This window comes from [Actinomadura] parvosata subsp. kistnae, assembly GCF_900323885.1.
Lineage (GTDB): Bacteria > Actinomycetota > Actinomycetes > Streptosporangiales > Streptosporangiaceae > Nonomuraea > Nonomuraea composti.
Genome location: NZ_OOHJ01000018.1, coordinates 277,579 through 303,989 on the forward strand (window position 1 = coordinate 277,579; position 26,411 = coordinate 303,989).

Annotated in this window: 23 protein-coding genes and 2 pseudogenes; 13 read left to right on the forward strand and 12 right to left on the reverse strand. The window is 73.0% G+C overall.

Features of this window, described 5'->3' with window-relative positions:
- Positions 1 to 9 precede the first annotated feature (9 nt).
- Positions 10 to 1,449 (forward strand): M81 family metallopeptidase, encoded by a 1,440-nt coding sequence (locus KIS93_RS21490; protein ID WP_222107570.1) that lies wholly within the window; start codon positions 10 to 12, stop codon positions 1,447 to 1,449.
- A 19-nt stretch (positions 1,450 to 1,468) separates the two neighbouring features.
- Here the strand turns inward: KIS93_RS21490 and KIS93_RS21495 are convergent, their stop codons facing one another.
- From KIS93_RS21495 to KIS93_RS21510, 4 genes are read right to left on the reverse strand one after another with little or no spacing between them, the layout of a single operon-like run.
- A complete protein-coding gene (locus KIS93_RS21495) occupies positions 1,469 to 2,650 on the reverse strand; it encodes a CaiB/BaiF CoA transferase family protein (protein ID WP_080045965.1) in 1,182 nt (393 codons plus the stop codon).
- Positions 2,651 to 2,663: 13 nt separating this feature from the next.
- On the reverse strand, positions 2,664 to 3,002 hold the full coding sequence (locus KIS93_RS21500; RefSeq protein ID WP_155129324.1) for a hypothetical protein: 339 nt from the start codon (positions 3,000 to 3,002) through the stop codon (positions 2,664 to 2,666).
- 48 nt (positions 3,003 to 3,050) lie between these two features.
- Positions 3,051 to 4,298, reverse strand: coding sequence for a DUF3500 domain-containing protein (locus KIS93_RS21505; protein WP_080045963.1), 1,248 nt, complete (start codon positions 4,296 to 4,298; stop codon positions 3,051 to 3,053).
- Positions 4,299 to 4,319: 21 nt separating this feature from the next.
- On the reverse strand, positions 4,320 to 5,030 hold the full coding sequence (locus KIS93_RS21510) for a FadR/GntR family transcriptional regulator (protein WP_080045962.1): 711 nt from the start codon (positions 5,028 to 5,030) through the stop codon (positions 4,320 to 4,322).
- A gap of 78 nt (positions 5,031 to 5,108) precedes the next feature.
- Here KIS93_RS21510 and KIS93_RS21515 point away from each other — a divergent pair, with 78 nt between their 5' ends.
- Both KIS93_RS21515 and KIS93_RS21520 read left to right on the forward strand, forming a co-directional pair.
- The gene (locus tag KIS93_RS21515) at positions 5,109 to 5,957 is read left to right on the forward strand and encodes a fumarylacetoacetate hydrolase family protein (protein ID WP_080045961.1); all 849 of its coding nucleotides are present in this window, start codon (positions 5,109 to 5,111) and stop codon (positions 5,955 to 5,957) included.
- Positions 5,954 to 7,468: a carboxyl transferase domain-containing protein gene (locus KIS93_RS21520; RefSeq protein WP_222107571.1), complete on the forward strand. Its 1,515-nt coding sequence runs from the start codon at positions 5,954 to 5,956 to the stop codon at positions 7,466 to 7,468. Before KIS93_RS21515 ends, KIS93_RS21520 begins: the two co-directional genes overlap by 4 nt.
- Positions 7,469 to 7,525: 57 nt before the next feature.
- On the opposite strand, the gene KIS93_RS21525 is transcribed toward KIS93_RS21520, so the two are convergent.
- Together KIS93_RS21525 and KIS93_RS21530 are read right to left on the reverse strand one after the other, a co-directional pair.
- On the reverse strand, positions 7,526 to 8,509 hold the full coding sequence (locus KIS93_RS21525) for an aldo/keto reductase (protein WP_155129322.1): 984 nt from the start codon (positions 8,507 to 8,509) through the stop codon (positions 7,526 to 7,528).
- 281 nt (positions 8,510 to 8,790) lie between these two features.
- Positions 8,791 to 9,729 carry an ABC transporter substrate-binding protein gene (locus tag KIS93_RS21530; protein WP_230466628.1) on the reverse strand — a complete coding sequence of 313 codons (939 nt, stop codon included), beginning with the start codon at positions 9,727 to 9,729 and terminating at the stop codon, positions 8,791 to 8,793.
- Positions 9,730 to 9,943: 214 nt separating this feature from the next.
- Between KIS93_RS21530 and KIS93_RS21535 the strand changes: the two genes are divergently transcribed.
- Positions 9,944 to 10,294, forward strand: a complete 351-nt coding sequence (locus KIS93_RS21535; protein ID WP_222107572.1) for a hypothetical protein — start codon at positions 9,944 to 9,946, stop codon at positions 10,292 to 10,294.
- Here the strand turns inward: KIS93_RS21535 and KIS93_RS21540 are convergent.
- Positions 10,260 to 11,123, reverse strand: coding sequence for a LacI family DNA-binding transcriptional regulator (locus KIS93_RS21540; RefSeq protein WP_246005413.1), 864 nt, complete (start codon positions 11,121 to 11,123; stop codon positions 10,260 to 10,262). The two genes, KIS93_RS21535 and KIS93_RS21540, sit on opposite strands and share 35 nt — an antisense overlap.
- A 232-nt stretch (positions 11,124 to 11,355) precedes the next feature.
- Here KIS93_RS21540 and KIS93_RS21545 point away from each other — a divergent pair.
- Together KIS93_RS21545 and add are read left to right on the forward strand one after the other, a co-directional pair.
- Positions 11,356 to 12,260 (forward strand): annotated as a pseudogene (locus KIS93_RS21545) (nucleoside hydrolase).
- Complete coding sequence (add, locus tag KIS93_RS21550) at positions 12,257 to 13,192, forward strand: adenosine deaminase (protein WP_080045957.1); 936 nt, start codon at positions 12,257 to 12,259, stop codon at positions 13,190 to 13,192. The pseudogene KIS93_RS21545 and the gene add overlap by 4 nt, the downstream one beginning before the upstream one ends.
- 3 nt (positions 13,193 to 13,195) lie before the next feature.
- Here the strand turns inward: add and KIS93_RS21555 are convergent, their stop codons facing one another.
- Both KIS93_RS21555 and KIS93_RS67555 read right to left on the reverse strand, forming a co-directional pair.
- Positions 13,196 to 13,552 (reverse strand): hypothetical protein, encoded by a 357-nt coding sequence (locus KIS93_RS21555; protein ID WP_080045956.1) that lies wholly within the window; start codon positions 13,550 to 13,552, stop codon positions 13,196 to 13,198.
- An 84-nt stretch (positions 13,553 to 13,636) separates the two neighbouring features.
- Positions 13,637 to 14,305: a hypothetical protein gene (locus KIS93_RS67555; RefSeq protein WP_281261976.1), complete on the reverse strand. Its 669-nt coding sequence runs from the start codon at positions 14,303 to 14,305 to the stop codon at positions 13,637 to 13,639.
- 15 nt (positions 14,306 to 14,320) lie between these two features.
- Between KIS93_RS67555 and KIS93_RS63485 the strand changes: the two genes are divergently transcribed.
- Positions 14,321 to 14,515, forward strand: a complete 195-nt coding sequence (locus tag KIS93_RS63485) for a hypothetical protein (protein ID WP_222107821.1) — start codon at positions 14,321 to 14,323, stop codon at positions 14,513 to 14,515.
- On the opposite strand, the pseudogene KIS93_RS69030 reads toward KIS93_RS63485, so the two are convergent.
- Together KIS93_RS69030 and KIS93_RS65495 are read right to left on the reverse strand one after the other, a co-directional pair.
- A pseudogene (locus KIS93_RS69030) lies at positions 14,500 to 15,009 on the reverse strand (DUF4832 domain-containing protein); the annotation flags it as partial. The gene KIS93_RS63485 and the pseudogene KIS93_RS69030 overlap by 16 nt on opposite strands.
- A complete protein-coding gene (locus KIS93_RS65495; RefSeq protein ID WP_246005339.1) occupies positions 14,928 to 15,659 on the reverse strand; it encodes a hypothetical protein in 732 nt (243 codons plus the stop codon). The pseudogene KIS93_RS69030 and the gene KIS93_RS65495, both read right to left, overlap by 82 nt.
- Before the next feature lie 504 nt (positions 15,660 to 16,163).
- Between KIS93_RS65495 and KIS93_RS21565 the strand changes: the two genes are divergently transcribed.
- Genes KIS93_RS21565 through KIS93_RS21585 form a run of 5 tightly spaced genes read left to right on the forward strand, consistent with a single transcriptional unit; the run spans position 16,164 to position 22,133 of the window.
- Positions 16,164 to 17,117 (forward strand): carbohydrate ABC transporter permease, encoded by a 954-nt coding sequence (locus KIS93_RS21565; protein ID WP_080045954.1) that lies wholly within the window; start codon positions 16,164 to 16,166, stop codon positions 17,115 to 17,117.
- A gap of 12 nt (positions 17,118 to 17,129) precedes the next feature.
- A complete protein-coding gene (locus KIS93_RS21570; RefSeq protein ID WP_206068868.1) occupies positions 17,130 to 18,002 on the forward strand; it encodes a carbohydrate ABC transporter permease in 873 nt (290 codons plus the stop codon).
- Positions 18,003 to 18,021: 19 nt separating this feature from the next.
- The gene (locus KIS93_RS21575; RefSeq protein WP_080045953.1) at positions 18,022 to 19,386 is read left to right on the forward strand and encodes an ABC transporter substrate-binding protein; all 1,365 of its coding nucleotides are present in this window, start codon (positions 18,022 to 18,024) and stop codon (positions 19,384 to 19,386) included.
- Between the two features lie 33 nt (positions 19,387 to 19,419).
- The gene (locus tag KIS93_RS21580; RefSeq protein ID WP_080045952.1) at positions 19,420 to 20,916 is read left to right on the forward strand and encodes a glycoside hydrolase family 36 protein; all 1,497 of its coding nucleotides are present in this window, start codon (positions 19,420 to 19,422) and stop codon (positions 20,914 to 20,916) included.
- 50 nt (positions 20,917 to 20,966) lie between these two features.
- The gene (locus KIS93_RS21585; protein WP_222107576.1) at positions 20,967 to 22,133 is read left to right on the forward strand and encodes an ROK family transcriptional regulator; all 1,167 of its coding nucleotides are present in this window, start codon (positions 20,967 to 20,969) and stop codon (positions 22,131 to 22,133) included.
- Positions 22,134 to 22,138: 5 nt separating this feature from the next.
- Here KIS93_RS21585 and rph read toward each other — a convergent pair whose 3' ends face one another.
- Positions 22,139 to 24,775, reverse strand: a complete 2,637-nt coding sequence (gene rph / locus KIS93_RS21590; protein ID WP_080045951.1) for a rifamycin-inactivating phosphotransferase — start codon at positions 24,773 to 24,775, stop codon at positions 22,139 to 22,141.
- Between the two features lie 250 nt (positions 24,776 to 25,025).
- Between rph and clpX the strand changes: the two genes are divergently transcribed.
- The gene (gene clpX, locus KIS93_RS21595; protein ID WP_080045950.1) at positions 25,026 to 26,315 is read left to right on the forward strand and encodes an ATP-dependent Clp protease ATP-binding subunit ClpX; all 1,290 of its coding nucleotides are present in this window, start codon (positions 25,026 to 25,028) and stop codon (positions 26,313 to 26,315) included.
- Positions 26,316 to 26,411 lie beyond the last annotated feature (96 nt).

Here is a 26,411-nt window from a genome sequence, read left to right on the forward strand (position 1 = left end):
AGCACAGCAGTGTCCTTGCGCATCGCCATCTGCGGCGTCCACATCGAGTCCAGCACGTTCTCCCCGCACCTGAGCGGCACCGCCGACTTCGAGGTCACCCGGGGCCAGGCCCTGCTCGCCCGGTACGGCTGGCTCGCCGAGCCGTGGGCGGCCGGCGTCGAATGGGTGCCGATCGTGCACGCCCGCGCCCTGCCCGGCGGCGCCGTCGAGCCCGCCGCGTACGACGCCTGGCGGGCCGAGATCGTCGAGGGCCTGTCCGACGGCACGTTCGACGGCGTCCTGCTGGACATCCACGGCGCCATGAGCGTCGTCGGCCGCCAGGACGCCGAAGGCGACCTGATCACCGCCGTCCGCTCCGTGATCGGCCCCGAGCCGCTCGTGTCGGCCGCGATGGACCTGCACGGCAACGTCTCCCCCACCCTGTTCGCCGGCTGCGACCTGCTGACCTGCTACCGCACCGCGCCCCACGTGGACGTCTGGGAGACCCGCGAGCGCGCCGCCCGCAACCTCGTCGAAGCGCTGCGCCGCGGCGGCCGGCCGCACAAGGCGCTCGTCCACGTGCCGATCCTGCTGCCCGGCGAGATGACCAGCACCCGCGTCGAGCCCGCCCGCGGCCTGTACGCCCGCATCCCCGAGATCGAAGCCAGGCCCGGCGTGATCGACGCCGCCGTCTGGATCGGCTTCGCCTGGGCCGACGAGCCGCGCTGCACCGGCGCGGTCGTCGCCACCGGCACCGACGCCGCCGCCACCGAGCAGGCGGCCCGCGAGCTGGGGCAGGCGTTCTGGGACGCCCGCGACGACTTCGCCTTCGTCGCCCCCACCGGCTCCATGGACGAATGCCTCGACGCCGCGCTCAAGGACGGCTCCGCCCGCCCGTACTTCATCAGCGACTCCGGCGACAACCCCGGCGCGGGCGGCGCCGACGACGTCACCTACGCCCTGGAGCGGATGCTGGCCAGGCCCGAGATCCGCGACGGCTCGGTCCGCGCCGTCTACGCCTCCCTGTACGACCCGGAGGCCGTGGCCGCCGTCTCCCACCTGCCGGTCGGCTCGCCCGTCAGCGTGCGCGCCGGGGGCCGCGTCGACACCCGCCCGCCGGGGCCGCTGCTGCTGGAGGGCACGCTGGAGGCGCTGGCCGACGACCCCGACGGCGGGCTCGTGGCCGGCGTGCGCATCGGCGGGCTGAGCGTCTTCCTCACCTCGCGGCGGATGCAGTACCGGCTGCTGGAGTCGTACCGGCGGCTCGGGGTGGACGTCGCCGAGGTGGACGTGGTCGCGGTCAAGATCGGGTACCTGGAGCCGGAGCTGTTCGAGGCGGCGGCCGACTGGATGCTCGCGCTCACGCCGGGCGGCGTGGACCAGGACCTGCACCGGCTCCCGTACCGCAACCTGAAGCGCCCCATCTTCCCCCTGGACCAGGACGCGGCACTCGACCTCAGCCCGCGCTGACCTGAGCCCGCACTCGACCTCAGCCCTCGCCGACCTCCGCGCGGATGCTCGGGCCGTCGGCGTCGAGCACCGGCGGGGCCGTGTGGTCGCGGCGGGTGGTCTCCCGCTCGCCGTCCGGGCCCGCCGTGAAGAAGCGCAGCGGCGGGCCGGGCAGGCGCAGGGGGCCGAGCGTGTCGTGCTCGACGTCCACGAGCAGGCCCTGCGACAGCGTCTGGTCCCACGCGTAGACCTCGTCGATCGTGCGGACCTTGCCCGCCGGGATGCCGGCCGCGGCCAGGCGGGCGAGCAGGGTCTCGGCCGGGTGGGCGGCGAAGGCGGTCTCGATCAGCTCGATCACCCGTTCCCGGTTGGCGACGCGCTCGCCGTTCGTCGCCAGGCCCGGCGCCTGCGGGTCCAGGCCGAACTCGGCGCACAGCCGGCGCCACAGCGGCTCGCTGCCGCACGAGAGCTGCACCGACCCGTCCTGGCAGCGGAACAGCCCGTACGGCGCGATCGACGGATGGTGGTTGCCCTGGGCGCGCCCGACCTGGCCCGCGACGGTCCACGCCGTGCCCTGGAAGGCGTGCACGCCGACGACGGAGGCCAGCAGCGAGGTGCGCACGACCTGGCCGCGGCCCGTGCGCTGCCGCTCGATCAGCGCGGCCAGCACCCCGGACGCGCCGTGCAGGCCGGCCAGCAGGTCCGCGATCGGGACGCCGACGCGTTGCGGGTCGTCCGGCCCCGATCCGGTGAGCGACATCAGCCCGGCCTCGCCCTGCGCGATCTGGTCGTAGCCCGCCCGGCCGCCTTCGGGGCCGTCGTGCCCGAAGCCGCTGATGGACAGCGTGACCAGGCGCGGGTTCAGCTCGGCCAGGACGCCGGTGCCGAAGCCGAGCCGGTCGAGCGTGCCGGGGCGGAAGTTCTCCATGAGCACGTCGGCGCGGCGCAGCAGGCTCGTGAGCACGTCGCGGTCGGCGTCGTCCTTGAGGTCGAGGGCGATCGACTCCTTGTTGCGGTTGGCCGACAGGAAGTACGTCGACTCGCGGTCGCCGTGCTCGGGCCGCACGAACGGCGGGCCCCAGCCGCGGGTGTCGTCACCGCCGGCCGGGTTCTCCACCTTGATGACGCGGGCGCCCAGGTCGCCCAGCATCATGGCGGCGTGCGGGCCGGCGAGGGCGCGGGTGAGGTCGACGACGAGCACGCCGTCGAGCGGTCCTGGCATGGGGGCTCCGATCTCAATGGGTGGCGGCGGGCGCGGGCGCGCCGAGGCGGGCGAGGAAGCCGGTGGCGAGCTCGGCGGCCGCGTCACCGGCACCATAGAGGTGGAAGTCCGGCCGCACCAGCACGGCGCCGGCGGCGAGCGTGTCCAGCCAGGCGCCGTACACCCCGTCCACGTCCTCGACCACCGTGACCCCGGGCAGCTCGGGCCCCGACAGCGCCACCAGGTCGACGCCCAGCTCCTTCAGCGCCGCGCCGGGCACCCCGGCCAGGCCGCCCGCGTCCCGGGCGATCAGCGCGCCCGGCCCGCCGAACACGTCGTCGAACAGCCCCGCCACTCCGCTGGGGAGCCGCACGCGGCCCTGGCGGGCGAGCAGGCCGCCGGCGGGGCCGCGCCTCGGCGCTCACCTGGCCCGCTCCTGCCACTGCCGCACCCAGGCGCGGCCGTAGTCGTTGCCGTGCGGGGTACGCAGCACGGTGTGGACGTGGAACGGCTTGGGCGTGTCGTAGTCGAGGAAGACCCCGCAGTGGTGGTCGAGCTCGGCGATGAGCACCGGCGACTGCAACCGGTAGTAGAACACGTCACCGGGCCGGTGCCCGCCGATCCAGCAGAACCACGTCTCGTCCAGGTGCTCGGCGATCTCCCGCAGCCGGGCCGCGCGCGGCCCCTCGGGCAGCAGCCGGACGAACTCCTCGGCGATGGCCAGCGCGTGCGTCCGCGCCTCGGCGGGCGCGCCGATCAGCCGGATCCCCTCGAACGGGATGACCCGGTTGTCCTGGAACGCTCCCGCCAGGTGGCGTTCGTCACCCGGATGCACCCGGCCCTCCGGCATCGCCGGATCGACCATCCGCTCGTACAGGACGGCCTGGCGCCGCTGCTCCTCCGGCAGGGCCGCCATCAGCGCCAGCCCGAGCCGCACCCGGTCGGCGAACAGGTCGCGCAGGCCCGCGTGCGGCCCCGCGTCGATCTCGTCCGGCTCGGCACCGAGGAACACCGGCGAGAGCGCCATGCGCCCCTCGACGACCAGGCAGTTGAGCGCGCAGTGGTGGCCGTAGAGCTGCCACCCCCACGGGGCGCGCGGGTCGGGGGTGCCGTAGAGGGCGATGTTGTAGCTGAACTCGTTGAGGATGCTCTCCAGGCCGACGACCTCGCCGAGGAAGCCGTTGACCAGCATCATCGCGTGCGCGAGCCGGTAGCCCTCCGGCGAGAGCGAGGCCCGCACCAGCGCCAGCGCCCGCTCGCGGACGGCCTCCCGCTGGAGGTCCAGCCGCAGGCCGGTGTCGAACTGCATGAACTCCGGGTTCGCCCACGTCTGCCACTCCACGGCGTCGGCGGCGAAGGAGATCCGCTCGCGTCCCTCGTCGTCGAGGACGGCGAGCAGGTCGTTCGCGGCGGCCACCATCGCCTCGACCGGCGCCTGCTCGCCCGGCTCGGCGGGCTTGAGCGGGTAGAGGCCGGCGCGCAGGACGCCGTTCTCGGTGACGCCGTGGAAGTCGTTCCTGTAGAGCGGCGTCCAGCCCTCGACCAGGCCGCCGGTGAACGTGCCCGGCTTCCTCGCGAACTCGCCGTAGGCGTACGGGTCGAGCCCCCGCACCTCCGCCAGCCTCGGGTGGTCGGGCGGGAACAGGTACTGGCGGTACTCACCGGGCATGGCAGGCCCCTTCGGTCTTTCTCAGGTGGTGGTGTTGTGCCGGGCCACGGCGGCGCGCACCGCGGCCTCGTCGCCGTCGGCGATCGCCTCGACCAGGTCGGCGTGGACCTGGTGGCGCTCGGCGCGGTAGCCGGCGGCGGCCGCGTCGTCGTCGAAGCGGGAGGACGCGGCCCCCAGGTGGCCCAGCGTGCCGATGTAGACGGCGCGCGCCATCGCGTTGGGGCTGATCGCGGCGATGCGCTCGTGCAGGGCCCAGTTGGCGCGCATGAACCCGGCCCAGTCGGGCACCGCCTCAAGCTGCCCCAGCAGGGCGCGCAGGTCGGCGACGTCCTGGGCGGTGCGGTGCCGGGCGGCGCCGACGTCGATCAGCTCCTCGAGGTGGTCGCGCAGCTCGATGGCGTCGGCGACCGTGCCCGGCTCCTCCTCGACGCTCAGCAGCGTGTGCCGCAGCCGCACCACGGGCCCGCGCTCGGCGACGAACAGCCCGCCGCCACGCCCCGGCCTGATCTCCAGCACGCCCCGGTCGCGCAGCAGCCGGACGGCCTCGCTGACCGTCGCGTAGGCCAGACCGGTCTCCGCGCGCAACGACTCCAGCGTGCCGACCGGCTCGCCGGGGGCCAGGCCACGCGTGCGGATCCGGTCGTCGAGCAGGGCGGCCAGTTGCTCGGCGCGGGTGCGCGCGCCCTGCCCCACGCCGGTCAGGGCTTGTCCGGACGAGGAAGTCTGCGGCATAGTCCTCATCTAAGCACAAACCTGCGAACCTTTATAAGGGTTCGTTTCTTTCAGCGCGCACGCAAGGAGAGATCACCGATGAGGATCGTGGGGATCCGCCGCGACGGCGGCCCGGTCGAGGTGGCGTCCCTGTCACCCGACGGCACCGAGGTCACGGTGCTGGCCCCGCTGGAACGCTTCTGGGCCGACGCGGCCGGCCACCTGTCGCGGGAGCCGTCCGGTCCGCCCGTCCCCGCGGCGGACGTCACGTTCGTGCCGCCCGTGCTGCCCGGCGCCCGCGTCATCTGCATCGGGCTCAACTACCTCAAGCACGTCGCCGAAGGCTCCTTCGCCGGCAAGGACCTCCCGCCGCACCCCACGCTGTTCGCCCGCTGGACGCAGTCGCTCACCGTCGGCGGCGCCCCCGTCCCCGTCCCGGCCAACGAGGACGGCCTCGACTGGGAGGGCGAAGTCGTCGCCTACGTCGGCGCGCCCCTCGTGGACGCCGACCCCGACCAGGCGCTCGCCGCCGTCGTCGGCTACTCCGCCTTCAACGACATCACCTCCCGCAAGGCGCAGAAGCTCACCAGCCAGTGGATCCTCGGCAAGAACGGCGACAACTCCGGCCCCCTCGGCCCTATGGTGCCCGCCCCCGAGGTCGGCGACCTGCGCGACGGCCTGCGCGTCCGCACCCGCGTCAACGGCGAGGTCGTCCAGGACGGCAGCACCGACGAGATGGTCTACACCGTCGGCGACACGCTCTCCCTCATCTCCCGCACGTTCACCCTGCGCCCCGGCGACCTGCTCGCCACCGGCACCCCCGCCGGCGTCGGCTACGCCCGCACTCCCCCATGGCTGCTGCGGCCGGGCGACGTCGTCGAGGTCGAGGTCGAACGCCTCGGCACCCTCCGCAACCCCATCGTCGGCAACGACGCCCGGCTGCGATGACCCGGCTGGGCGCCCGCGCGCTGATCGAGGCCACCGTCGACCCCGGCAGCTTCCGCTCCTGGGACGAGCCCGTCGAGCTCGGCGCGTACGACGCCGGCTATCTCGCCGTGCTGCGGCGCGCCGCCGAACGGGCCGGCACCGACGAGGCCGTGCTCACCGGGCGCGCCTCCATCCGCGGGCACGCGGCGGCGCTCGTCGTCAGCGAGTTCGGCTTCCTCGGCGGCTCCATCGGCGTCGCCACCGCCGAGCGCATCGTCGCGGCCGTGCGGCGCGCGACCCGCGAACGCCTGCCCCTCCTCGCCGCACCCGCCTCCGGCGGGACCCGCATGCAGGAAGGCACGCCCGCCTTCGTGCGGATGGTCGAGATCAGCCGCGCCGTCGTGGCGCACAAGGCCGCCGGGCTGCCCTACCTCGTCTACCTGCGCCACCCCACCACCGGCGGCGTGTTCGCCTCCTGGGGGTCGCTCGGGCACGTCGCGGTCGCCGAACCCGGGGCGCTCATCGGCTTCCTCGGCCCCGTCGTCTACCGGACCCTGCGCGGGGAGCCGTTCCCCGAAGGGGTGCAGGTGGCCGAGAACCTGGTGGACAAGGGCATCCTGGACGCGGTCGTCCCCACGGACGAGCTGGCCACCGTCGCCGCCCGCGCCCTCGCCCTCCTCACCGGCCACCCCGCCGAGCACGGCTCACCCGTCACGGCCGACCCGCTCCTCCCGGCCACGACCGCCCCAGGCAGCGCGAGCGACGTGGCGCCCGCGGCGGCGGGGGACGCGTGGGCGTCGATCGCACTGACGCGGCGGCCCGACCGGCCCGGGGTGCGGGAGTTGTTGCGGTACGCCGCCGACGACGTCCTGCCGCTGCACGGCACGCAGCTCGGCGAGACCGACGACGCGCTCCTGCTGGCGCTGACCTCGTTCTCCGGCACCTCCTGCGTCCTCGTCGGCCAGGACCGCCGCACCCAGTCCCAGCAGCGGCCACTCGGCCCCGCCGCGCTGCGGGGCGCGCGCCGGGGCATGCGCATCGCGCAGGAGCTGCGCCTGCCGCTGGTGTGCGTCATCGACACCCCCGGAGCCGACCTGTCGGCGGCGGCCGAGGAAGGCGCGCTGGCCGGCGAGATCGCCCGGTGCCTGGCCGAGATGGTGGAGCTGACCGTCCCCACCGTCTCGGTGCTGCTGGGCGAGGGGACGGGCGGGGGCGCGCTGGCGCTGCTGCCGTCCCGCCGGGTGATCGCGGCGGGCAACGCGTGGCTGTCGCCGCTCCCGCCCGAGGGCGCCAGCGCCATCCTGTACGGCGGCCCGGAGCAGGCGGCGTCAGTGGCCGGGCGGCAGCGGGTCCGCGCGTCCGACCTGCTCGCCGAGGGCATCGTGCACGCGGTCGTGCCCGAGCCGGTGCCCGCCCACGAGGACCCGGCCGGGTTCGCCCGCCGCATCGCCGCCGAGTGCGTCCGCCAGATCCGCCTCCAGCACCCGCACGACGACACCAGCGCGGCAAGACGTCCCCTGGCGGCTTCATGACCGTTCAGACCGGAAGCCAGGGCGGCTCGCCCATGCGGGGCGGGGCGCGCGTCGTGATCAGGACGGGCGCTGGAGGAGGTCGTCGATCCGGGCCAGGTCGGCCGCGCTCAGCGGTCCGTGGCGCAGGGCGCCGGCGTTCTCCTCGGCCTGGGCGGCCGTCCTGATGCCGGGGATCGGCAGGGTGCGGTCGCTGCGGGCCAGCAGCCACCCGAGCGCGCCCTGGGCGAGGGTGCGGCCGCTGGAGGTGAGGATGTCGCGGATCGCCTCCATCATGGCCAGGAACTCGGGGGCGGGCCGGCCGTCGCGGAAGAGGGTCATCCACGCCGGCGAGTCCCCCCGTACGTCGTCGCCGGGCAGCCGGGACTGCGGGCCGTACTTGCCGGACAGCAGCCCCATCGCCAGCGGCCCCCGGTTGACCGAGGCGAGATCGTGGGTGTCGCAGACGGCGAGCATGGCGGGCGCGTCGCGCAGGACGCTGAGCTCGTGCTGCACGGCCGCGCAGTGCGGCCCCTTGGCGAAGGCGGCGGCCCGCTCGGGGTCGTCGGTGCTCCACCCGTAGGCGCGGATGAGGCCGCCGTCGACGAGCTCCTCCAGGGTGGCGATGAGGTCGTCCACCCGGTCGAGCGGCGCGTCGCCGACGTGGAGCTGGTAGAGGTCGATGCGGTCGGTGCCGAGCCGGTCGAGCGAGGCCCGGCAGGCCCGCCGGATGTGGGCGGGCGAGATGTCGCGGCCGGTGACGGTCCGCGTCTCCGCGTCGAAGACGTTGCCGAACTTGGTGGCGATGACGACGTCGTCGCGCCGCCCGGCCAGCGCCCTGCGCAGCACCCGCTCGCTGTGGCCGGTGCCGTAGACGTCGGCGGTGTCGAAGAAGGTGATGCCGAGGTCGAGCGCGCGGTGGATCGCCGCCACGGACTCGTCGTCGTCCACTTCGCCCCAGCCGGCGGGCTTGCCGCCGGACGTGAACGGCCCGCCGATGGCCCAGGCGCCGAACCCGATGGCGCTCACCTGGATGCCGCTGCGCCCCAGCTGCCGGAATGTCATGTCAGGCTCCTTCGTGCCGCGTACGTGCTCGGGGACGACGCTGCCACCTGGACCGGGCTCCAGGTCAAGCCGCGGAATCCCCTCTCATCCGGGAGCCCTGCTCCGGCGAATGAAGGGCAAACGGCTCCGGCCGCACACATATGTGGTGGTCCCGGTGCGAGGGGTGGCCGGGACCCACCGTACGAGCGGAGTCGGGGCCGGCGCCTTCGTGCGGAGCGCCCGAGGGCCGGACCGCGGGTGGCGGGAACACCCTCGTCCAAGATGGCCTGACCCCGGCGGCCTCAGCTCACCGACGCGAAGATCTGCCCCACGTCCGGCCTGGTCTTGATGAAGCCGAAGCCGTACATGAGGTCGGCGAGCTTCTGCACGCCGGCCCGGTCGCTCTCCATCGTGAACGTGCCGACCCGCATGGCCGCCGCCACGTCGGGCGAGATCTGCGTGTAGGTCGGCACGACCTCGTCGATGGCCTTGCGGTCGGCGCCGGCGATCTGCTGGCCCTTGGCCAGGGCGCGGTGCAGGGCGGCGGCCGTCTTCGGGTACTTGGCCAGCCACTGCTCGGTCACGCCCCATCCGTCGACGGGCACGCCGGCGGTGGGCCCGCCGATGGTGTCGACGATCTGGACGGCGCCGTTCTTCTTGGCCGCGCTGAGGAACGGCTCGGCCAGCCAGGCCGCGTCCACCTTGCCGGTGGACAGGGCGCCGAGCTGGTCGGCGAAGGGCACGGCGACGAACTTGACGTCGTCCGGCCGCAGCCCGGCCTGCTGGAGGTGGGCGTTGACGACGGTGTGGCCGAGGGTCTTGAGCACGTTGACGGCGATCGTCTTGCCCTTGAGGTCGGCGACGGTCCTGATCGGCGAGTCCTTTGCCACGACGACCGCGCAGAAGCCGGGCGCGCCGCCCATGGTGTGCTGGAACAGCTTGAGCTTGGCCGCGCCGGAGTCGTTGATCGTCATGAGCGAGACGTAGCTGGTCAGGAAGGCGTCCATGCTGCCGTTGACGATCTTCGGCATGACGGCGGTGGGCGCCTGGATGATCTCCGTCTTGACGGTGAGGCCCTCCTGCTTGAAGAAGCCGCGCTTCTCGGCGATGAACAGCGACGCCGACGACGCGACCGGCACCACCCCGATCAGCAGGTGGGTCTTCTCCAGCCTGCCACCGGAGGCGGCCGGCTGGCCGCTGCCTCCGCCGCCGCACGCGCTGAGCGCCAGCGCCACTGCCATGCCCACGACAACGATCCTGGTCGGTCGCATCGCCACAACCTTTCCGAGTCCGAGTCCGAGGTCCGGTGGTGCGAGTGAACGCGCCCGCCGGCTCTCTGGGGCCTGGCAGGCGTTTGCGCGGGATCTTGACTGCCTTGACAGCGTACGCCGGGGGTGTTTCACCTTGCATTCACCGGGCGGAAGGCGGGGCGCGGCGACTCGGTACGCTGGCGGCGTGAAGATCACCTGGCTCCGCAGGCTCGCCTGGGGAGCGCTCGCGTTGTTCCTGGCCGCCTTCGCGGTCTTCGAGAGCGTCAAGTACGGGCTGCCGACCACGGCCGCCGCGCTGGCCTTCGTCGTCCTGCCCGATGTGGCACGCCTGGCCGGGGTCCGCCCGCCGGGCCCGCTGCACCAGGCGGTGCACCGCGTGTGGATCCCCCTGGCGGTGCTGGTCTTCTACACCTTCGGCCCGATCGTGTGGCCGCCGCTCTTCACCGCCGGCCTCGGCTGGCTGACCCGCATCGCCGCCGACCGCACGCTGGGGCGCGGGCTCAACGATCCGCGCAGCCGCAGCTACGCCTCCTGACCAGGGTCGCGACCGTGGGCGGGTGCGGGGTGGCGGGGTCGAGGAGCAGGTCCACGGCCTGCCGCGCCATCGTCTCCAGGGGCTGCCCGGCGACCGTCAGCGTCGGGGCGGTGTGCGCGCTGTCGGGGGTGCCGTCGAGGCCGACGACGGCGAGGCGGCCGGGCACGGGCAGCCCGGCGGCGCAGGCTCCGGACAGGACGCCGATGGCCTGCTCGTCGGTGGCCGCGATCACCGCGCTCGGCACGGCGCCCGCCGCGGCCAGGGAGCGGATGAGCGCGTCGGCCTCGGCGCGGGAGTAGGCGGAGCGCAGCAGCGTGCCCCGGCCCTCGACGGCCTCCTGCCAGATCTCGCGGCGCCGGCCCACCGGGCCGATGTCCTGCGGGCCGGCCAGGAAGGCGATGTCGTCGTGGCCGTGCTCGCGCAGGTGGGCGACCGCTTCCCGGACGGCTCCCGCGTTGTCGGCGGTGACCAGGGGCGTCTCGCCGTCGGCCGGCCCGTTGTGCAGGTACACGGCGGGCACGCCGGCCGCTCTGGCGTGCGCGGCCACGTCGTCGCCCGCGTCGGCCGAGGTGATCAGCAGCCCGTCGACCCTGGCTTCGAGGAAGCGCTCGACGAGGTGCCGCTGGCGCTCGGCCGAGTAGCCGGCGTTGCCGATCAGCATGAGCCGGCCGTGGCCGGCGAGCGCCTGCTCGACGTGCCTGGCCAGCGCGCCGAAGTACGGGTTGAGCGCGTCGGCGAGCACGAGGCCGACCACGCCGGTGGTGCGTGAGCGCAGGGCGCGGGCGATGCGGTTGGGGCGGTAGCCGAGCTCTTCTGCGGCGGCGAGCACGCGCGCGCGGGTGGCGGCGGCGACGGGGCGGGGCCGTTGTTCATGACGTAGCTGACGACCGCCGTCGAGGTGCCGGCCCGGCGGGCCACGTCGGCCACGGTGATCTGCCTGCTCATGAGGCTTTACATTCTCCCATCTCCTCGGTTAGATGGTGCCGCTCAGGAATCTAAACGATTAGACAAGGTGTGAAGTGCCACTCCTCATCGACACCGACACCGGCTCGGACGACGCCGTGGCGCTCCTGCTGGCCGTCAAGGACGGCGACGTACGCGCCGTGACCACCGTGGCGGGCAACGTCCCCCTGGAGACGGCCACCCGCAACGCGCTGATCACGCTCGACCTGGCCGGGCACGCCGCCGTCCCCGTCCACCCCGGCTGCGACCGGCCGCTGACCAGGCCGCCGTCCACCGCCCAGCACGTGCACGGGCTCGACGGCATGGGCGACACCGGCCTGCCCGACCCCGCGCGCGGCCCGGCGGACGGCCACGCGGTGGACGTCCTGCTGTCGCTCCCCCGCCGCCACCCCGGCGAGCTGACGCTCGTCACCCTCGGCCCGCTCACCAACCTCGCCGCCGCCCTGCTGCGCGACCGCGAGCTGCTGACCCGCTTCCGCCACGTCTACTGCATGGCGGGCGCCGCCGACCTGCACGGCAACGTCACCCCCACCGCGGAGTTCAACGTGTGGGCCGACCCCGAGGCCGCCCGCGTGGTGCTGCGCGCGGCCACGCCCGGCCAGGTCACGTGGATCGGCTGGGACGTCTCGCGCCGGTACGCCGTCATGACCCCGACGACCAGCGCCGGCTCGAAGCCCTCGGCACTCCCCTGGCCGCCTTCGCCCACCGCATCAACCGGACGGTCGCCGACTGGGCCCGCGACGTCACCGGCCTGCCCGGCTACGACCTGCCCGACCCCGTCGCGATGGCCGTGGCCCTGCACCCCGAGCTGGTCCTCGACCGCGAGCACGCGCACGTGGACGTGGCGGTCGGCGACGAGACCCGCGGCCAGCTCGTCATCGACCGCCGGCGCGCGGCGCCCCCGCCCAACCTGACCCTGGTCCGCCGGGTCGACGAGCAGGGCTTCAAACGGCTGCTCCTCGACGCCTGCGCCCACGTCCCCCTTCCGGAAGGATCCTCATGACCGGCCGCTACGACCTGCACTGCCACCTCGACGGCTCCGTCCGCCCGGACACCATCGCCGCCCTGGCCCGCGAGCAGGGCATCACCCTCGACCGCCCGGTGACGGAGCTGGTCACCGCGCCCGCCGACTGCGGCAGCCTGGCCCGCTACCTCACCTACATCGACCTGCCGCTGCGGGTCCTGCAGACCCCCGGCGCGCTGCGCCGGGCGGCGCGCGAGCTGGTCGAGGACTGGAGCGCCGACGGCGTCGTCCACGGCGAGGCGCGCTTCGCGCCGCAACTGCACGGGCGGCAGGGCATGACCCCGGACGAGGCGGTGGCCGCGGTCGCCGCCGGGCTGGCGGAGGGTCGCGCCGCGACGGGCGTCCGAACGGCGCTGCTGCTGTGCTGCCTGCGCCACCAGACCCCCGACGAGAGCCTGGCCGTCGCCGAGACCGCGCTGCGGCACCGGGACGTGGTCGCCGGGCTCGACCTGGCCGGCGACGAGCGGCTGTATCCGGGCGCGCCGCACCGCCCCGCCTTCGACCTCGCCCACCAGGCCGGGCTGCCGTGCACCGTGCACGCGGGCGAGGCGGCGGGGGCCGAGAGCGTGTGGGAGGCGATCGACGTGCTCGGCGCCCGCCGGATCGGCCACGGCGTGCGCAGCGCCGAGGACGGCGCGCTGCTCGAACGCCTGCGCCGCGACGCGATCACGCTGGAGATGTGCCCGGTCAGCAACGCGCAGACGGGCGCCGTCGCCACGCTGGCCGCCCATCCGGCCACCCGGCTGCTGAAGGACGGGCTCGCCGTCACCATCGGCACGGACGCGCGCACCACGTCCGCGACGACGCTGGAGCGGGAGTTCGCCGCGCTGCGCGAGACCGCCGGGTGGACGGAGGAGCAGGAGCGGCAGGTGAGCGAGCACGCCGCCGCCGGCGCCTTCACAAGCTCATGAGCGTCACGCCGTGCGGCGGCGGAGGACGCCGTAGAGGCCGCCCGCCACCGACAGCCCCATGATCGCGAAGAGCCGGATGGCGTCGGAGCCGCCCGTGACGCTCAGCTCCCCCACCGGATGGGTGAGGAAGCCGGTGGCCAGCGTCCAGGCCAGGATCCCCGTCACCGCCGCCGCCCACAGGTCCGCCGCGACGACGGCGTACAGGCAGGCGGCCAGCCCCATGACGGCGAACCGCACCTCGACCAGCGTGTCGGGGACGAGCAGGGCGGTGGCCGCGCAGGCGGCGACCGCCACGAAGAACCCGATCCCGATCAGGAGCTCGGTGGGGCGGCGGACGGGCTTGGGGCGGCGGAGGAACATAAGTCCCCATTCAAGAGCGGTACGGGGGTTCGAGCAACCGGCCGCCGCGCGGTGGAGGCCGGGCGGACCCGGCCTCCCCCGGGGTCACTGGAAGGAGAGGGAGTCGATGGTGACGGTGCTGTTGCCGCCGTACCAGAAGCCCATGGCGAGCTGCCCGGGTGAGGAGCGGTTGATGCCGTTGGCCGCCATCGGGATCTTGATGTCCTGGTAGGAGGTGGTGATGGCGGGGTGGCCGCCGCCGTCGAGCGTGTAGTCGGCGAACAGCTTGGTGGTGCCGCCGAGGCCGAGGTTGAAGTGGGCCTGCTCGCCGCCGGCCGCGCCCTTGATCCGGACGACGAGGTACGTGTACGCGGACAGGCCGGTGCCGACGTCGCTGCCGAACCAGCCGCAGTTGTCGTAGCGCAGGGCGAGCGCCCCGCCGGACACGGTGCCCGAGCCGCCGCCGTTGAGGAAGCAGTTGCCGCCGGTCCACCTGCCCAGGTCGTTGAGCGCGGCGGACGGGTAGGCGGGGTCGCCGTCGAAGTCGTCGAGCACCAGCCCCGTGGTGGTGGCCGGGAGGGTGGTGACGGTGACGGGCGCGGAGGCCGCGGAGGTGTTGCCGGCCGCGTCGTACGCCTTGACGGTGTAGGTGTAGGAGGTCGCGGGGTCAGGCCGGTGTCGGTGAAGGAGGTCGTCGTCGTGCTGCCGGCCTCGGTAGAGCCGCGGTAGACGCGGTAGCCGGCGACGCCGACGTTGTCGGTGGACGCGGTCCACGACAGGGTGGCCGAGGTGGAGGTGCGGGACGGCGAGGTCGGCCCGCCGGGCGTGGTGGGCGCGGAGGTGTCGGTGCCGCCGGAGCCGACGGTGACGGGGCCGAGGGTGAGCCAGCCGTCGGCGCCCTGCGTGGCGTTGGCGAAGCGCAGCTTCCTGGCGTTCGCGGAGACGGCTTCCAGCGGGTTCTTCACGCGCAGGACCCACTGGTAGGAGCCGCCGGCCACGCCGGAGAGGTCGACGCCGGTCTGGAAGTACTGCGGGTAGCCGTAGTCGAGGTAGGTCGGGTCGGCGCCGGCGCCCCAGTCGGGGAACGCGCGGATCTTGAGCGGCATGACCTTGCGCAGGTCCCAGGGCGTGTCGAAGGTCTTGACCACGGTACCGGCGGTGTTGCGCAGGCCGAGGGTGACCGTCCACGGGTAGTAGAACGGGGCCACGCCGGTGTTGCTGATCTTCACGCCGACGTTCGTGGTGCCGGAGGCGGTGTCCTTGAAGTAGGCGTTGTCGACGGTGAGGTTGTAGCCCATGAGCCGGACGGCGGCGGCCACGCCGGGGTCGCCGGCCGCGTAGCCCTGGCTCTGCTCGTTGATCTTCCAGGTGGTGTGCTCCAGCTCGATGCACGCCTTCATGTTGTCGACCTGCCCTGAGCCGCCCGGCCAGGACGCGAACGCCGTGGCCTGGATCTCGGGCCGGACCTCGCCGCCCATCGACGAGGTGATCCACTTGTTCTCGCCGCCCACGGCGAGCGCCCGCTGGAGCTGCGCCCAGGAGGCGCCGCCGAGCGACTGCGGCAGCGTGACGCCGGCCAGGGCGAGCCCTCGCGGAAGCAGAAGGAGTCGTCGTGGTAGCCGACGTCGAGGCCGGTCGCCGCGCCTCCCGCCGAGTCGGGGTAGCGCACCTCCAGCTTGGTCTGGTCGAAGGCGTCGTCGTAGGCGCGCAGGATCCGCGCGGCGTGCTCGTCGGTCGGCATGTAGTTCGGGTAGGAGTCGCCGCTGGTGTCGGTGTCGTACGGCCAGGTGTGCCACTCGCCCCAGAGCCCGATGAGGCCCAGGTGGATGAAGCCGATGCGCGGGTCGCCGTCGTAACGGGCGCCGAAGGCGGCGATGAAGCCGCTGAGCGCGTCGAGCAGGTACGCGTTGTCGTAGTCGGGGCTGGTGGTTCCCCATCGGGTGTTGGTCCGGTAGGTGACGTGCCCGTCGAAGCAGCGCGGGATGGCGTTGGCCGGGTGCGTCCCGCTGCCGTCGGGATACTCCAGGTAGAAGCGCACGGCGGCCTGGTTGCCGTACGAGGCGATCTCGTTCAGCGCGTTGTCGAGGATCGACCAGTTGATCTTCGAGCAGTCGGCCGGGTCGGTCATCACCTCGGACAGGCCGAAGTAGCTCCACGTGAGGGAGTGCGGGTAGCCGGTGTTCTGGTCGCTGCCCGGCCAGTAGAAGCGGGCGAAGCCCTTGAGCGGGTTGTCCAGCGGCCCCGGCGCGGCGGTCAGGGGTGCGCCTGGAGCGACGGGTCGGGCGCGGCGGGCGCCTGCGGCCGGGGCGGTACCCCGCCGGCGGCGGGGCGAGCGCCCACGCCTGGGTGGCCGGGAGCAGGGCCAGCGCGAGGGCGGCCAATGCCGCGAGCACGGCCCGGTGCAGCCGCCGCGACGGCGGGACAGAAGCAGGCATGAGTGCGGAAACCTCCGGGATACGTGGCTGCCGGCAGGCGTGAAGAGCCCGCCGGATGGGGGGTCGACGTGGGGTGGAAGGGTCCGGGCGCGCTCCTCGAATATGAGGAGCTATTGACAAACTTACGATGCCCCACATCATTATTCGGGAGTCACCCCGTGGCAAGAGGGCAATTTCACCAAGCGCCGAGGACGAAGATGAGAACGATGCGGACCGAGGAACGGTCGCAGCTCGCCGAGCCGCCGAACGACGCCGGCGCGGCCCGGCGAAGACGGCCCCGGCCGCGTGACGACCGCCGGGCGGCCTGGCTGTTCCTGGTCCCCGCGCTCGCCGGCTTCGTGATCTTCTACGGCTACCCGACCGTGCGCGGCGTCTGGTACTCGCTGACGGACTACAACCTGCTCAGCGACCCCACGTTCGTCGGCGGCGACAACTACGCCCAGATCGTGCGCGACCCGCAGTTCTGGCACTCGCTCGGCGTCACCGGCTACTACGTCGTCATCAACATCGGCTCACAGATGCTGCTCGGCCTGCTCCTGGCCGCGCTCATGCACCGCCTCACCCGCTCGGTGGCGCTGCGCGCGATGCTGCTGCTGCCCTGGCTGGTGCCGAACGTCACCGTCGGCCTGCTGTGGATCTGGCTGCTCGACGCCGACCTCGGCTTCGTCAACCACCTGCTGAAGGCGCTCGGCCTCGGCACCGTCGGCTTCTTCGTCTCCCCCGACTGGGCGATGCCGACGATCGGCCTGGTCAACACCTGGGCGTACACCGGCTACACCGCGCTGCTCCTCTACGCCGGCATGCTGCAGATCCCGCCGCACCTGTACGAGAGCGCCGCCCTCGACGGCGCCGGCGAGCTGCGCATGTTCCGCTCGGTCACGCTGCCGATGCTGCGGCCCGTCCTCGCCCTGGTGCTCGTCGTGTCGCTGATCGGATCGTTCCAGATCTTCGACACGGTCGCCGTGGCCGCGGGCGGTCGCGGGGCGAGCAGCGCGATCAGGGTCATCTACTACTTCATCTACCAGCAGGCCTTCCAGTACTTCCACATGGGCTACGCCTCGGCGGCGGCACTCCTGCTCGCGCTCATCCTGGGCGTGCTCACGGTCGTGCAGTTGCGGCTGCTGCGGGCCTCCCGTTCGGACCTGGCCTGAGGAGGCGACACCTTGCGGCGCATCGGCACCCTCGCGGCCTGGGCCATGCTGGCCCTGGCCCTCGTGCTCACCCTGTTCCCCTTCTACTGGATGGTCCGTACGGCCCTCACCCCGGCCGCCGACCTCTACGCCGACAGCGGCGCCCTTTTTCCCAGCAACCCGACGCTGGTGAACTTCCAGCGCATCCTCGGGCTCACCACCCAGGAGGAGGCCCGCGCGGCGGGCGGATCGGGCGCGCGGATCGACTTCGCCCGCTACCTGCTCAACTCGGTCGTCTACAGCGGGCTGATCGCCACGCTCCAGACGTTCTTCTGCGCGATGGCCGGGTACGCGTTCGCCCGCCTGCGCTTCCCCGGCCGCGAGGTGGTCTTCGGCATCGTGATCGCCGCGCTCATGGTGCCGCCGATCTTCACGCTGCTGCCCAACTTCGTGCTGGTCAAGAACCTCGACTGGGTCAACACGTTCGCCGGCATGGTGGCCCCGTCGATCCTGATGACCCCGTTCGCGGTCTTCTTCCTGCGGCAGTTCTTCCTGTCCATCCCCCGCGACGTGGAGGAGGCGGCCCGGCTCGACGGCAACGGCGCGTGGGGCGTGTTCTGGCGCATCGTGCTGCCGATGAGCCGCGGGCCGCTGATCACCATCGGGCTCACCACGACCGTGTGGGCGTGGAAGGACTACCTGTGGCCGCTGCTGGTCGGGCGCGAGGAGCAGACCCGCGTCCTGACCGTCGCGCTCGGCGTCTTCCTGCAGCAGTCGCCCAACACCCGCCCCGACTGGACCGGGCTCATGGCCGGCTCGACCCTCTCGGTCCTGCCCGTGCTGATCCTGCTGATCTTCCTCGGCCGCCGGCTGGTCCAGTCGCTCAACTTCTCCGGAATCAAGTAACCCCCCTGAAAGAGGCATCATGAACACCACCAAGCGGGCAGGCCTGGCGCTGCTGGCGCTCTCGCTCGCCGGCACGCTCGCGGCCTGCGGCTCCGGCGGCGGCCAGGAGCAGGGCGGCGCGGCCGGCGGCACCGTCACGATCGACTACTGGCTCTGGGACGACAAGCAGCTCCCGGCGTACCAGGCGTGCGCGGACGCCTTCCACAAGGCCGAGCCGAACGTCACCGTCAAGATCACGCAGACGGCGTGGGCGCAGTACTGGCAGAACCTCACCACCCAGCTCGCCGCCGGCCAGGCCCCCGACGTGTGGACCGACCACGGCTCCTACTACCCGCAGTTCGTCAGCAGCGGCCAGATCATGGACATCCAGCCGTTCGTGGACCGCGACAAGGTGGACCTGACCCAGTACCAGGAGGGCCTGGCCGACCTGTGGGTGAAGGACGGCAAGCGGTACGGCCTGCCGAAGGACTGGGACACCATCGCGCTCGTCTACAACACCACGATGCTCGCCGAGCAGAAGGTCAAGCCGGCGGAGATGGCGGACCTCACCTGGAACCCCACCGACGGCGGCACCCTCCAGCAGGTCATCGCCAAGCTCACCGTGGACGAGAACGGCCGCGACGGCCTCGACCCCGCCTTCGACAAGACCAAGGTCAAGGTGTACGGCTTCCTGCCCGAATGGGGCGACGGCTCCCAGGGCCAGAACGGCTGGGGCGACCTGGCCGTCGCCAACGGCTGGACCTACCTCGACAAGAACCCGTGGGGCACGCGCTACAAGTACGACGACCCCAAGCTCGCCCAGGTCATCGACTGGTACAAGCAGCTCATCGACAAGGGGTACGCGCCGAAGTTCGACAAGCAGTCCACGCTGGGCCGGGACGCGGTGCTGAACGCGGGCAAGGGTGCCATGTCCTTCGCCGGCTCGTGGACGATCAGCACGTTCCTGGGCCCGGACGCCGAGCAGAAGTTCGCCCTCGCCCCGATGCCCGTCGGCCCGGCCGGCACGCGGAAGACGGCCATCAACGGCCTGTCCGACGCGATCTTCGCGGGCACGGAGCACAAGGAGGAGGCGTGGAAGTGGGTGAAGTTCCTCGGCTCCGCCGGCTGCCAGGACATCGTCGCGGACAGCGCCGTCGTCTTCCCCGCCATCAAGACGGCCAGCGACAAGGCCGCCGCCGCCCACCAGGCCGCGGGGCGTGACGTGCAGGCGTACCTCGGCCCGACGAAGGCGCGGGGCGAGACGTTCCTGCTGCCGATCACCGACCACGGCAACGAGATCAGCCAGATCGTCCAGGACGCCATCCAGTCGGTCGTCCTCGGCCAGGTCGGCACCGCCGAGGGGCTGAAGCAGGCCAACGACCAGGTCAACGCGCTGTTCACCTGATCGAGACGACGTACACCGAGGAAAAGGAGCATCATGCCGCTGCTCGTCGAGCTGGCAGGCCGTACCGTAGCCGTTGAGCCTTCCGGCTCCGAGCCACCGCAGAGGATCGAGGGCGGGGTGCTGCTGCCGCCCGGCCGGGTGGCCGTGCTGCACGGCCTCGGCGACGCGCTGTTCTACCGGCACGGGCACAACTCGTGGAGCCCGTGCGGGTGGCGGCGGCTGTCGGAGCCGCCGCTGCGCATCGCCGACCCGCGGCGCAGGACCACCGCCGACGACCCGGTCTGGGACGACCCGGCCCGCCACCACTCCTCCGCCGTCGCCGCCCTCCAGGGCGGCGACGGGCGGGTCCTGCTGCTCGGCGCGCTCGGCCTCGGCACCCCGCGCCTGGCCGCCGACCGCGACACCCTCGCCGGCTGGTACGAGGACGACGGCGCGCCCTGGTTCCTCGCCTACGGCGAAGAGGAGGAGGTCTTCGGCGCCTACACGCGCGCGCTGGCCGCCCGTCTTGGCACCGGCGGGCGGCGCGCGGGCAACGTCTGGTGCAGCTGGTACGCCTACTACGAGGGCATCACCGAGCAGGGCCTGGCCAAGGACATCGACGAGCTGAACGGCCTGCCGTTCGACGTGCTACAGGTGGACGACGGCTGGGAGGAGATGGTCGGCGACTGGGAGCCGAACGCCAAGTTCCCGTCGGGGATGCGGGCGCTGGCCGACCGGATCGCCGGCGCGGGGATGACGCCGGGGCTGTGGCTGGCCCCGTTCATCGTGCTGCCGGGCTCGCGCACCGCCCGCGAGCGGCCCGATCTGCTGCTGCGCGACGAGCGGGGCGAGCCCGTGGTCGCCGGCTACAACTGGGGCACCAGCTACTGGGCGCTGGACCTGTCCAAGGCGGAGGCGCTGGAGCACGTGGAGCGGCTGGTCAGGCGGGTCGTGCACGAGTGGGGCTTCCGCTATCTCAAGCTCGACTTCATCAACGCGGGCGCGGCCCCCGGCGTGCGGGAGGGCGGCCTCGGCCGCGAGCGGGCGTACCGGAACGCGCTGGAGCTGATCAGGCGGACGGCGGGCGACGACGTGTACCTGCTGGGCAGCGGCGCGATCCTGCTGCCCTCGCTCGGCCTGCTCGACGGGCTGCGCAGCGGCCCCGACGTGGCGCCGATGTGGCAGAACTACGCCAGCGACGACCCGTCCGACGCGATGGCGCGCAACGCCGTCGTCAACACGCTGCACCGGCTGTGGCAGGCGCCGCTGGCCGAGGTGGACCCGGACGTCGTGTACTTCCGCAGCCGTCTCAACCTGCTCAGCGAGCAGCAGCTCGGCTGGTTGCGCGACCTCGCGGTGGTGTGCGGCTTCCGCGCGGTGTCCGACCCGCCCGGGTGGCTGCGGCCCGAGGAGCTGGCCGAGATGACGGCGTACCTGTCGGCCACGCCCGCCGTCGTCCGCAAGGGCCGCTACGTCTTCGCCATCGACGGGCGCGAGGTGGACTTCGGCCCGGCGGTCGCTCCTGACGGGCAGTGGTATCCGATCTCCTGAGGTCGCACTACTCTTTTGTCAAGAGCGCATCGTTAATCAGGGGGGCCAGGGTGACCGAGCAGGTCACGACCGGGACTGACGTGAACCGGATGCGGGAGCTCAACGCGCTCAGCATCGTCAGGGCGCTGCGGGGCAACCCGCCGTCCACCGTCACGGAGCTGGCCACCCGCACCGGGCTGTCCCGGCCCGGCACCGACGTCATCGTGCAGGGCCTGGTCGCCGACGGCTGGCTCACCGTCGTCGAGCCCGACGGCAGCAGCAGCGTCGGCCGGCCCGCCCGCCGCTACCGCTTCAACGCCGACGCCGGCCACGTGGTCGGCGTCGACGTCGGCGCGCACAAGGTGCTGGCCATGCTGTCCGACCTCGACGGCACGGTGGCGGCCACCAGCCGGCTGCCCGTCGATCCCGATGCCGGCCCGGCGGCGCGGCTCGCCGTCGTCGACGCCGCCGTGGACGAGTGCCTGGCCGCGGCCGGCCTGCGCCCCGACCAGATCTGGGCCATCACCGTCGGCGTGACGGGGCCGGTCGACGCCAGCGGGCGCACCGCGCTGTTCACCCCGCTGCCCGGCTGGGCCACCGTGAGCCCCGCCGAGCACCTGGCCGCCCGCTTCTCCTGCCCCGTCCAGGTGGAGAACGACTGCAAGCTCGCCGCGCTGGCCGAGCGCTGGCAGGGCGCCGCCCGCGACGCCGACGACATCGTCTACCTGCTGGCCGGCATGCGCCTCGGCGCCGGCCTGATCATCGACGGCACGCTGCGGCGCGGCTACGGCGGCGCGGCCGGCGAGATCGGCGCCCTGCCGGCGGTCCGCTGGCTCGCCGCCCCCTCCCACCTGCAGAGCTGCCCCAGCCTGCCGGCCGGCATCGGCCCCGACGACGCCGCCGCCTGGGTGTTCAACGCCGCCCGCGCCGGCGACAAGACGGCCCGCACGGCGGTGCGCCGCTTCACCCGCGACCTCGCCGTGGGCGCCGCCGCCCTCGTGCTCACCCTCGACCCGCAGGTCGTCGTCCTCGGCGGCGGCTTCTCCCGCTCCGCCGACCTCATCCTCGACCAGCTCGCCCGCGAGCTCGGCCGCACCTGCCTGCGCGTGCCCGAGCTGCGCGCCTCCACGCTCGGCGCGGAGAGCGTCGCGCTGGGGGCGCTGCGGCTGGCGCTCAACGACGTGGACGCCCGCCTGTTCGAGGTGAGCCTGCCGGCCCCGGTCGCACCGCGCGCCTGACCCTGTCACGCGTCCGGAAGAAGCTCCACGTAGCCCGCGCCGCCGTGCACCCGGATGCGCTGCCCGTCGCGGATGCGCTCGGTCGCCCGCTCCACCCCGGCGACGGCGGGCAGGCCGTACTCGCGGGCCACCACGGCGCCGTGCGTCATCACGCCGCCGACCTCCATCACCACGCCCTTGACCGCGACGAACAGCGGCGACCAGCTCGGGTCGGTGAAGACGGTCACGAGGATGTCGCCGTCGGCCACGTCCGCCTCGGCCAGGCCGCGGATGACCCGGGCGCGGCCCTCCACCACGCCCGACGACACGGCGATGCCGGGCAGGGCGCCGTCCGGCAGCGCGCCGGTGTCGTACGCGCCGGTGATCACCTCGCCCTCCGAGGTGATCACGCGCGGCGGGGTGAGCCGCTGGTACGTCTCGTGCTCCTCCCTGCGCCGGGCGATCAGCGACCGGTCGACCTCGCCGGTGCCGACCGCGTGCCGGAACTCCTCGAGGGACAGGAAGTACACGTCCTGCGGCTCCTCGATGACGCCGCGCCGGACCAGCCCCTCGGCCTCCGCCATCAGCGCCCGCTTGTAGAGCTCGTACCGCATGAGCAGGGCGTGCTTGGAGTACTCGCGGTAGCCGATGAAGTGCCGGATCAGGCTCATCTTCCTGGCCGCCCGCCGCGCCTTGGCGGCGCCGCCGGGCAGCCGCCTGAGGCGGGTGAGCAGGTCGTCGATGGTGCGCTCGGCCTCGGCGCGGCCCCGCTCCGCCTTGCGGCGGCGCTCGCCGGGCGGGAAGTTCCTGATGTCGGCCAGGATGAGGGGGACGAGCAGCGTCGGGTCCTCGCTCCACCGCGTCCTGGTGAGGTCGATGTCGCCGGCGCAGTGCATCCCGTACGTGCGCAGGTAGCGCCGCAGCGCCTCGCTCACGGCGGGGCCGCCGTCGAGCCCCTCCATGCCGGAGAAGAACGTCTCGCGGCGGGCGGTCTCCAGGTGACGCAGCACCTCGGGGTGCTCGCGGACGACGTCGGCGACGTCCAGCAGGTCGAAGCCCATGGCGGCGACCACGTTGTGGTCGGCGGAGCGGGCGATGACGTCGGCGGCGTTCCGCACGCCCAGCCAGCGCTCCATGTGCTTGTCGACCCAGTGGACCGCCTGGATGCCGACGAACGCCGCCGCCACGCTGCGCGGGTCGAAGGTGAGCTCGGCCAGCACGGCGTGGTCGTCGATGACGTACTGGAACAGCTCGTCGCCGGACTTGCCCGCCAGGCCGCGCCTGAGCCGCTCGACCGTCTCCTCGGTGCGCGCGATGAGGTCGGGCACGACGCCGGGGTCGTCCTCGCGGGCCAGCTTCAGGTACCAGCGGGCGATCGTCAGCGGGCCGGTCCGGCCGAAGTCCAGCATCGAGGTCCGGCCGCGGGCCAGCGAGGCGACGAACTCCTCGCGCTTGAGCACGGCCCGCAGCGCGTTGGCCATCAGCACGTCCACCTGGTCGAGGCTCTTGAGGGTGGCGGGCCTGGCCCAGAAGGAGGTGAGCTCGGCCGAGACGTCCTTGTAGAAGCGGTTGCCGGCCACGACGCCGGCCGGGCGGCCCAGCTTCTCGTGCAGCAGCGCGAAGACCGACAGGCCGAGCGGGGCGAACGCGTCGGTCATCATCTGCCGGTGCCCGTAGGAGATGTAGACGTGGTTCCTGCCGTCGGGTGACGGCGGCACCGGGTAGAGCGTGGTGATGGGGCGGCTCTGCAGCACGTACGGCTCGTCCTCGTACAGGCCCCATTCGATGTCCTGGGGCCGGCCGTAGTGGGCCTCGATGCGCCGCCCGAGGCTTTCGAGCCGCAGGATCTGCTCGTCGGTGAGTTTCTGGACGCTCCGCCGCGCCGGCTCTATCGGCTGCTCCGTGGTGCCGCCGGACGGGGACGGGCGCAGCTCCTTCGTCTGCGTGGCGATCCTCCTCCCGGTGATCCGCCCCGCGCGGACCCGGTAGTTGTCGGCGTCGACCAGCCCGGACACGAACGCCTCCCCCAGGCCGAACCCGGCGTCGATCGAGACCACCCGCCGGTTGCCCGAGACGGGGTCGGCGGTGAACAGGATGCCGGCCGCGTCGGGGAAGAGCATCCGCTGGACGACCACGGCGAGCCGGACGGCACGGTGGTCGTAACCGTTCCGGATGCGGTAGGCCACGGCGCGGTCGGTGAACAGCGACGCCCAGCACCGCCGCACGCCGTCGATCACCGCCTCGGCGCCCCGCACGTTGAGGTAGGTGTCCTGCTGCCCGGCGAAGGAACTGGACGGCAGGTCCTCCGCGGTGGCGCTGGAGCGCACCGCGCACGGGCCGTCCATGCCGTCGAGGCGCCGGGCGATCTCCCTCGCCAGCTCCTGCGGCACGGTCAGGGCCTCGACGGCGGCGCGCAGGCGGGCGCACGCGGCGGCGATCCCGTCCCGGTCGCCGGCGTCGAGCCCGCTCAGCGCGTCGATCAGCGCGCCGACCGCGGCGTCCTCCTCGACGACCGTCCGGTACGCCTCGGTCGTGACGCAGAACCCGGGCGGCACCCGGACCCCCTCGATGGCGGACAGCTCGCCGAGGTTGGCTCCCTTGCCCCCGGCCAGGGCCGTCCGTGTCCTGTCGATGTCCTCGAAGCCCAGCACCAGCGCACTCATGGCTGCTTCCCGTCTCTCATGTGCCGACTTACAATACAGTACAGCTCTGTATCGGAACTCTGCCACGAGGGGTCGCCCACCGCAGCGACGGGGCCGGCCCGATTTTCGCTTTTCGCACCGCACGAATATCACGCCGCAATTAAGGGAGCCGCGGCCGCGGCTCATTCTCAGTACTCGGCACAGCCTGTACGCTGTGGAACGAAAAACGCGGAAGTCGCCAGAGGCGGCCAGAAGCGAAGGAGCGCCGGAAATGGCACGCCTCGGTGATCGCTCGGATCAGCTCAAATGCTCGTTCTGCGGCAAGAGTCAGCGGCAGGTCAGGCGGCTCATCGCGGGCCCCGGCGTCTACATCTGCCAAGAGTGCATCGAGATCTGCAACGAGATCATCGAGGAAGAGGCCGCGGAGACCACCGAGGTCCGGCACGCCCATCTGCCGAAGCCGCACGAGATCTACCAGTTCCTCGACGCGCACGTGGTCGGGCAGGACAAGGCCAAGAAGACGCTCTCGGTCACGGTCTACAACCACTACAAGCGCGTCCTCGCCGGCCGCACCGGCTCGCGGGGCGACGACGTCGAGCTCGCCAAGTCCAACATCCTGCTGCTCGGGCCGTCGGGGTCGGGCAAGACGCTCCTGGCCCAGACCCTCGCCCGGCTGCTCGACCTGCCGTTCGCGATCGCCGACGCCACCGCGCTGACCGAGGCCGGCTACGTCGGCGAGGACGTCGAGAACATCCTGCTCAAGCTCATCCAGGCCGCCGACCACGACGTCAAGAAGGCCGAGAAGGGCATCGTCTACATCGACGAGATCGACAAGATCGCCCGCAAGAGCGAAAACCCGTCGATCACTCGCGACGTGTCGGGCGAGGGCGTCCAGCAGGCGCTGCTGCGCATCCTGGAGGGCACCACGGCGTCGGTGCCGCCGCAGGGCGGGCGCAAGCACCCGCAGCAGGAGTTCATCCAGATCGACACCACCAACGTGCTGTTCATCTGCGGCGGCGCCTTCGCGGGCCTCGACCAGATCATCGAGCAGCGCGTCGGCCGCCGCCGGATGGGCTTCGGCTCCATGCTGCGCGCGGCGGGCGAGGAGCACGACGACGGCGGCGCCCTGGCCGCGCTCATGCCGGAAGACCTCGTCAAGTACGGGATGATCCCCGAGTTCGTCGGCCGGCTGCCGGTCATCACCACCGTGCACGACCTCGACCGCGAAGCCCTCATCCAGATCCTCACCGAACCGCGCAACGCGCTGGTCAAGCAGTACGCGCGGCTGTTCGAGCTGGACGGCGTCGCCCTCGAGTTCACCCCGGGCGCCCTCGACGCGATCGCCGAGCTGGCGCTGCTGCGCGGCACCGGGGCGCGCGGCCTGCGCGCGATCATGGAGGAGGTGCTGCTGCCGGTCATGTACGACGTGCCCAGCCGCACCGACGTCGCCCGGGTCGTCATCGACGAGGAAGCCGTGCTGCGCAGCGTCAACCCGAGCCTGATCCCGCCCGGCCGCGCCGCCATGGTGCGCCGGCGCGGCCCCCGCGAGCAGTCGGCCTGAGTTTTCCGGGAATGCGTCTTCGGAATATGCGCCGCCGAATACGCGGGCGCCGCTGATCGCGAATGTTCGCGCAGGTCAGGCGCATTCCCCGGAAAT

What these genes read in the sequence shown, in the direction of transcription:
- KIS93_RS21580 (WP_080045952.1), top strand. Translation starts at nt 19,420, where the DNA reads ATGCCGCTGCTCGTCGAGCTGGCAGGCCGTACCGTAGCCGTTGAGCCT.
- rph (WP_080045951.1), bottom strand. Translation starts at nt 24,775, where the DNA reads ATGAGTGCGCTGGTGCTGGGCTTCGAGGACATCGACAGGACACGGACG.
- KIS93_RS65495 (WP_246005339.1), bottom strand. Translation starts at nt 15,659, where the DNA reads ATGACCGACCCGGCCGACTGCTCGAAGATCAACTGGTCGATCCTCGAC.
- KIS93_RS21495 (WP_080045965.1), bottom strand. Translation starts at nt 2,650, where the DNA reads ATGCCAGGACCGCTCGACGGCGTGCTCGTCGTCGACCTCACCCGCGCC.
- KIS93_RS21520 (WP_222107571.1), top strand. Translation starts at nt 5,954, where the DNA reads ATGACCCGGCTGGGCGCCCGCGCGCTGATCGAGGCCACCGTCGACCCC.
- KIS93_RS21555 (WP_080045956.1), bottom strand. Translation starts at nt 13,552, where the DNA reads ATGTTCCTCCGCCGCCCCAAGCCCGTCCGCCGCCCCACCGAGCTCCTG.
- KIS93_RS21525 (WP_155129322.1), bottom strand. Translation starts at nt 8,509, where the DNA reads ATGACATTCCGGCAGCTGGGGCGCAGCGGCATCCAGGTGAGCGCCATC.
- clpX (WP_080045950.1), top strand. Translation starts at nt 25,026, where the DNA reads ATGGCACGCCTCGGTGATCGCTCGGATCAGCTCAAATGCTCGTTCTGC.
- add (WP_080045957.1), top strand. Translation starts at nt 12,257, where the DNA reads ATGACCGGCCGCTACGACCTGCACTGCCACCTCGACGGCTCCGTCCGC.
- KIS93_RS21575 (WP_080045953.1), top strand. Translation starts at nt 18,022, where the DNA reads ATGAACACCACCAAGCGGGCAGGCCTGGCGCTGCTGGCGCTCTCGCTC.
- KIS93_RS21530 (WP_230466628.1), bottom strand. Translation starts at nt 9,729, where the DNA reads ATGGCAGTGGCGCTGGCGCTCAGCGCGTGCGGCGGCGGAGGCAGCGGC.
- KIS93_RS21510 (WP_080045962.1), bottom strand. Translation starts at nt 5,030, where the DNA reads ATGCCGCAGACTTCCTCGTCCGGACAAGCCCTGACCGGCGTGGGGCAG.
- KIS93_RS21515 (WP_080045961.1), top strand. Translation starts at nt 5,109, where the DNA reads ATGAGGATCGTGGGGATCCGCCGCGACGGCGGCCCGGTCGAGGTGGCG.
- KIS93_RS21505 (WP_080045963.1), bottom strand. Translation starts at nt 4,298, where the DNA reads ATGCCCGGTGAGTACCGCCAGTACCTGTTCCCGCCCGACCACCCGAGG.
- KIS93_RS21565 (WP_080045954.1), top strand. Translation starts at nt 16,164, where the DNA reads ATGAGAACGATGCGGACCGAGGAACGGTCGCAGCTCGCCGAGCCGCCG.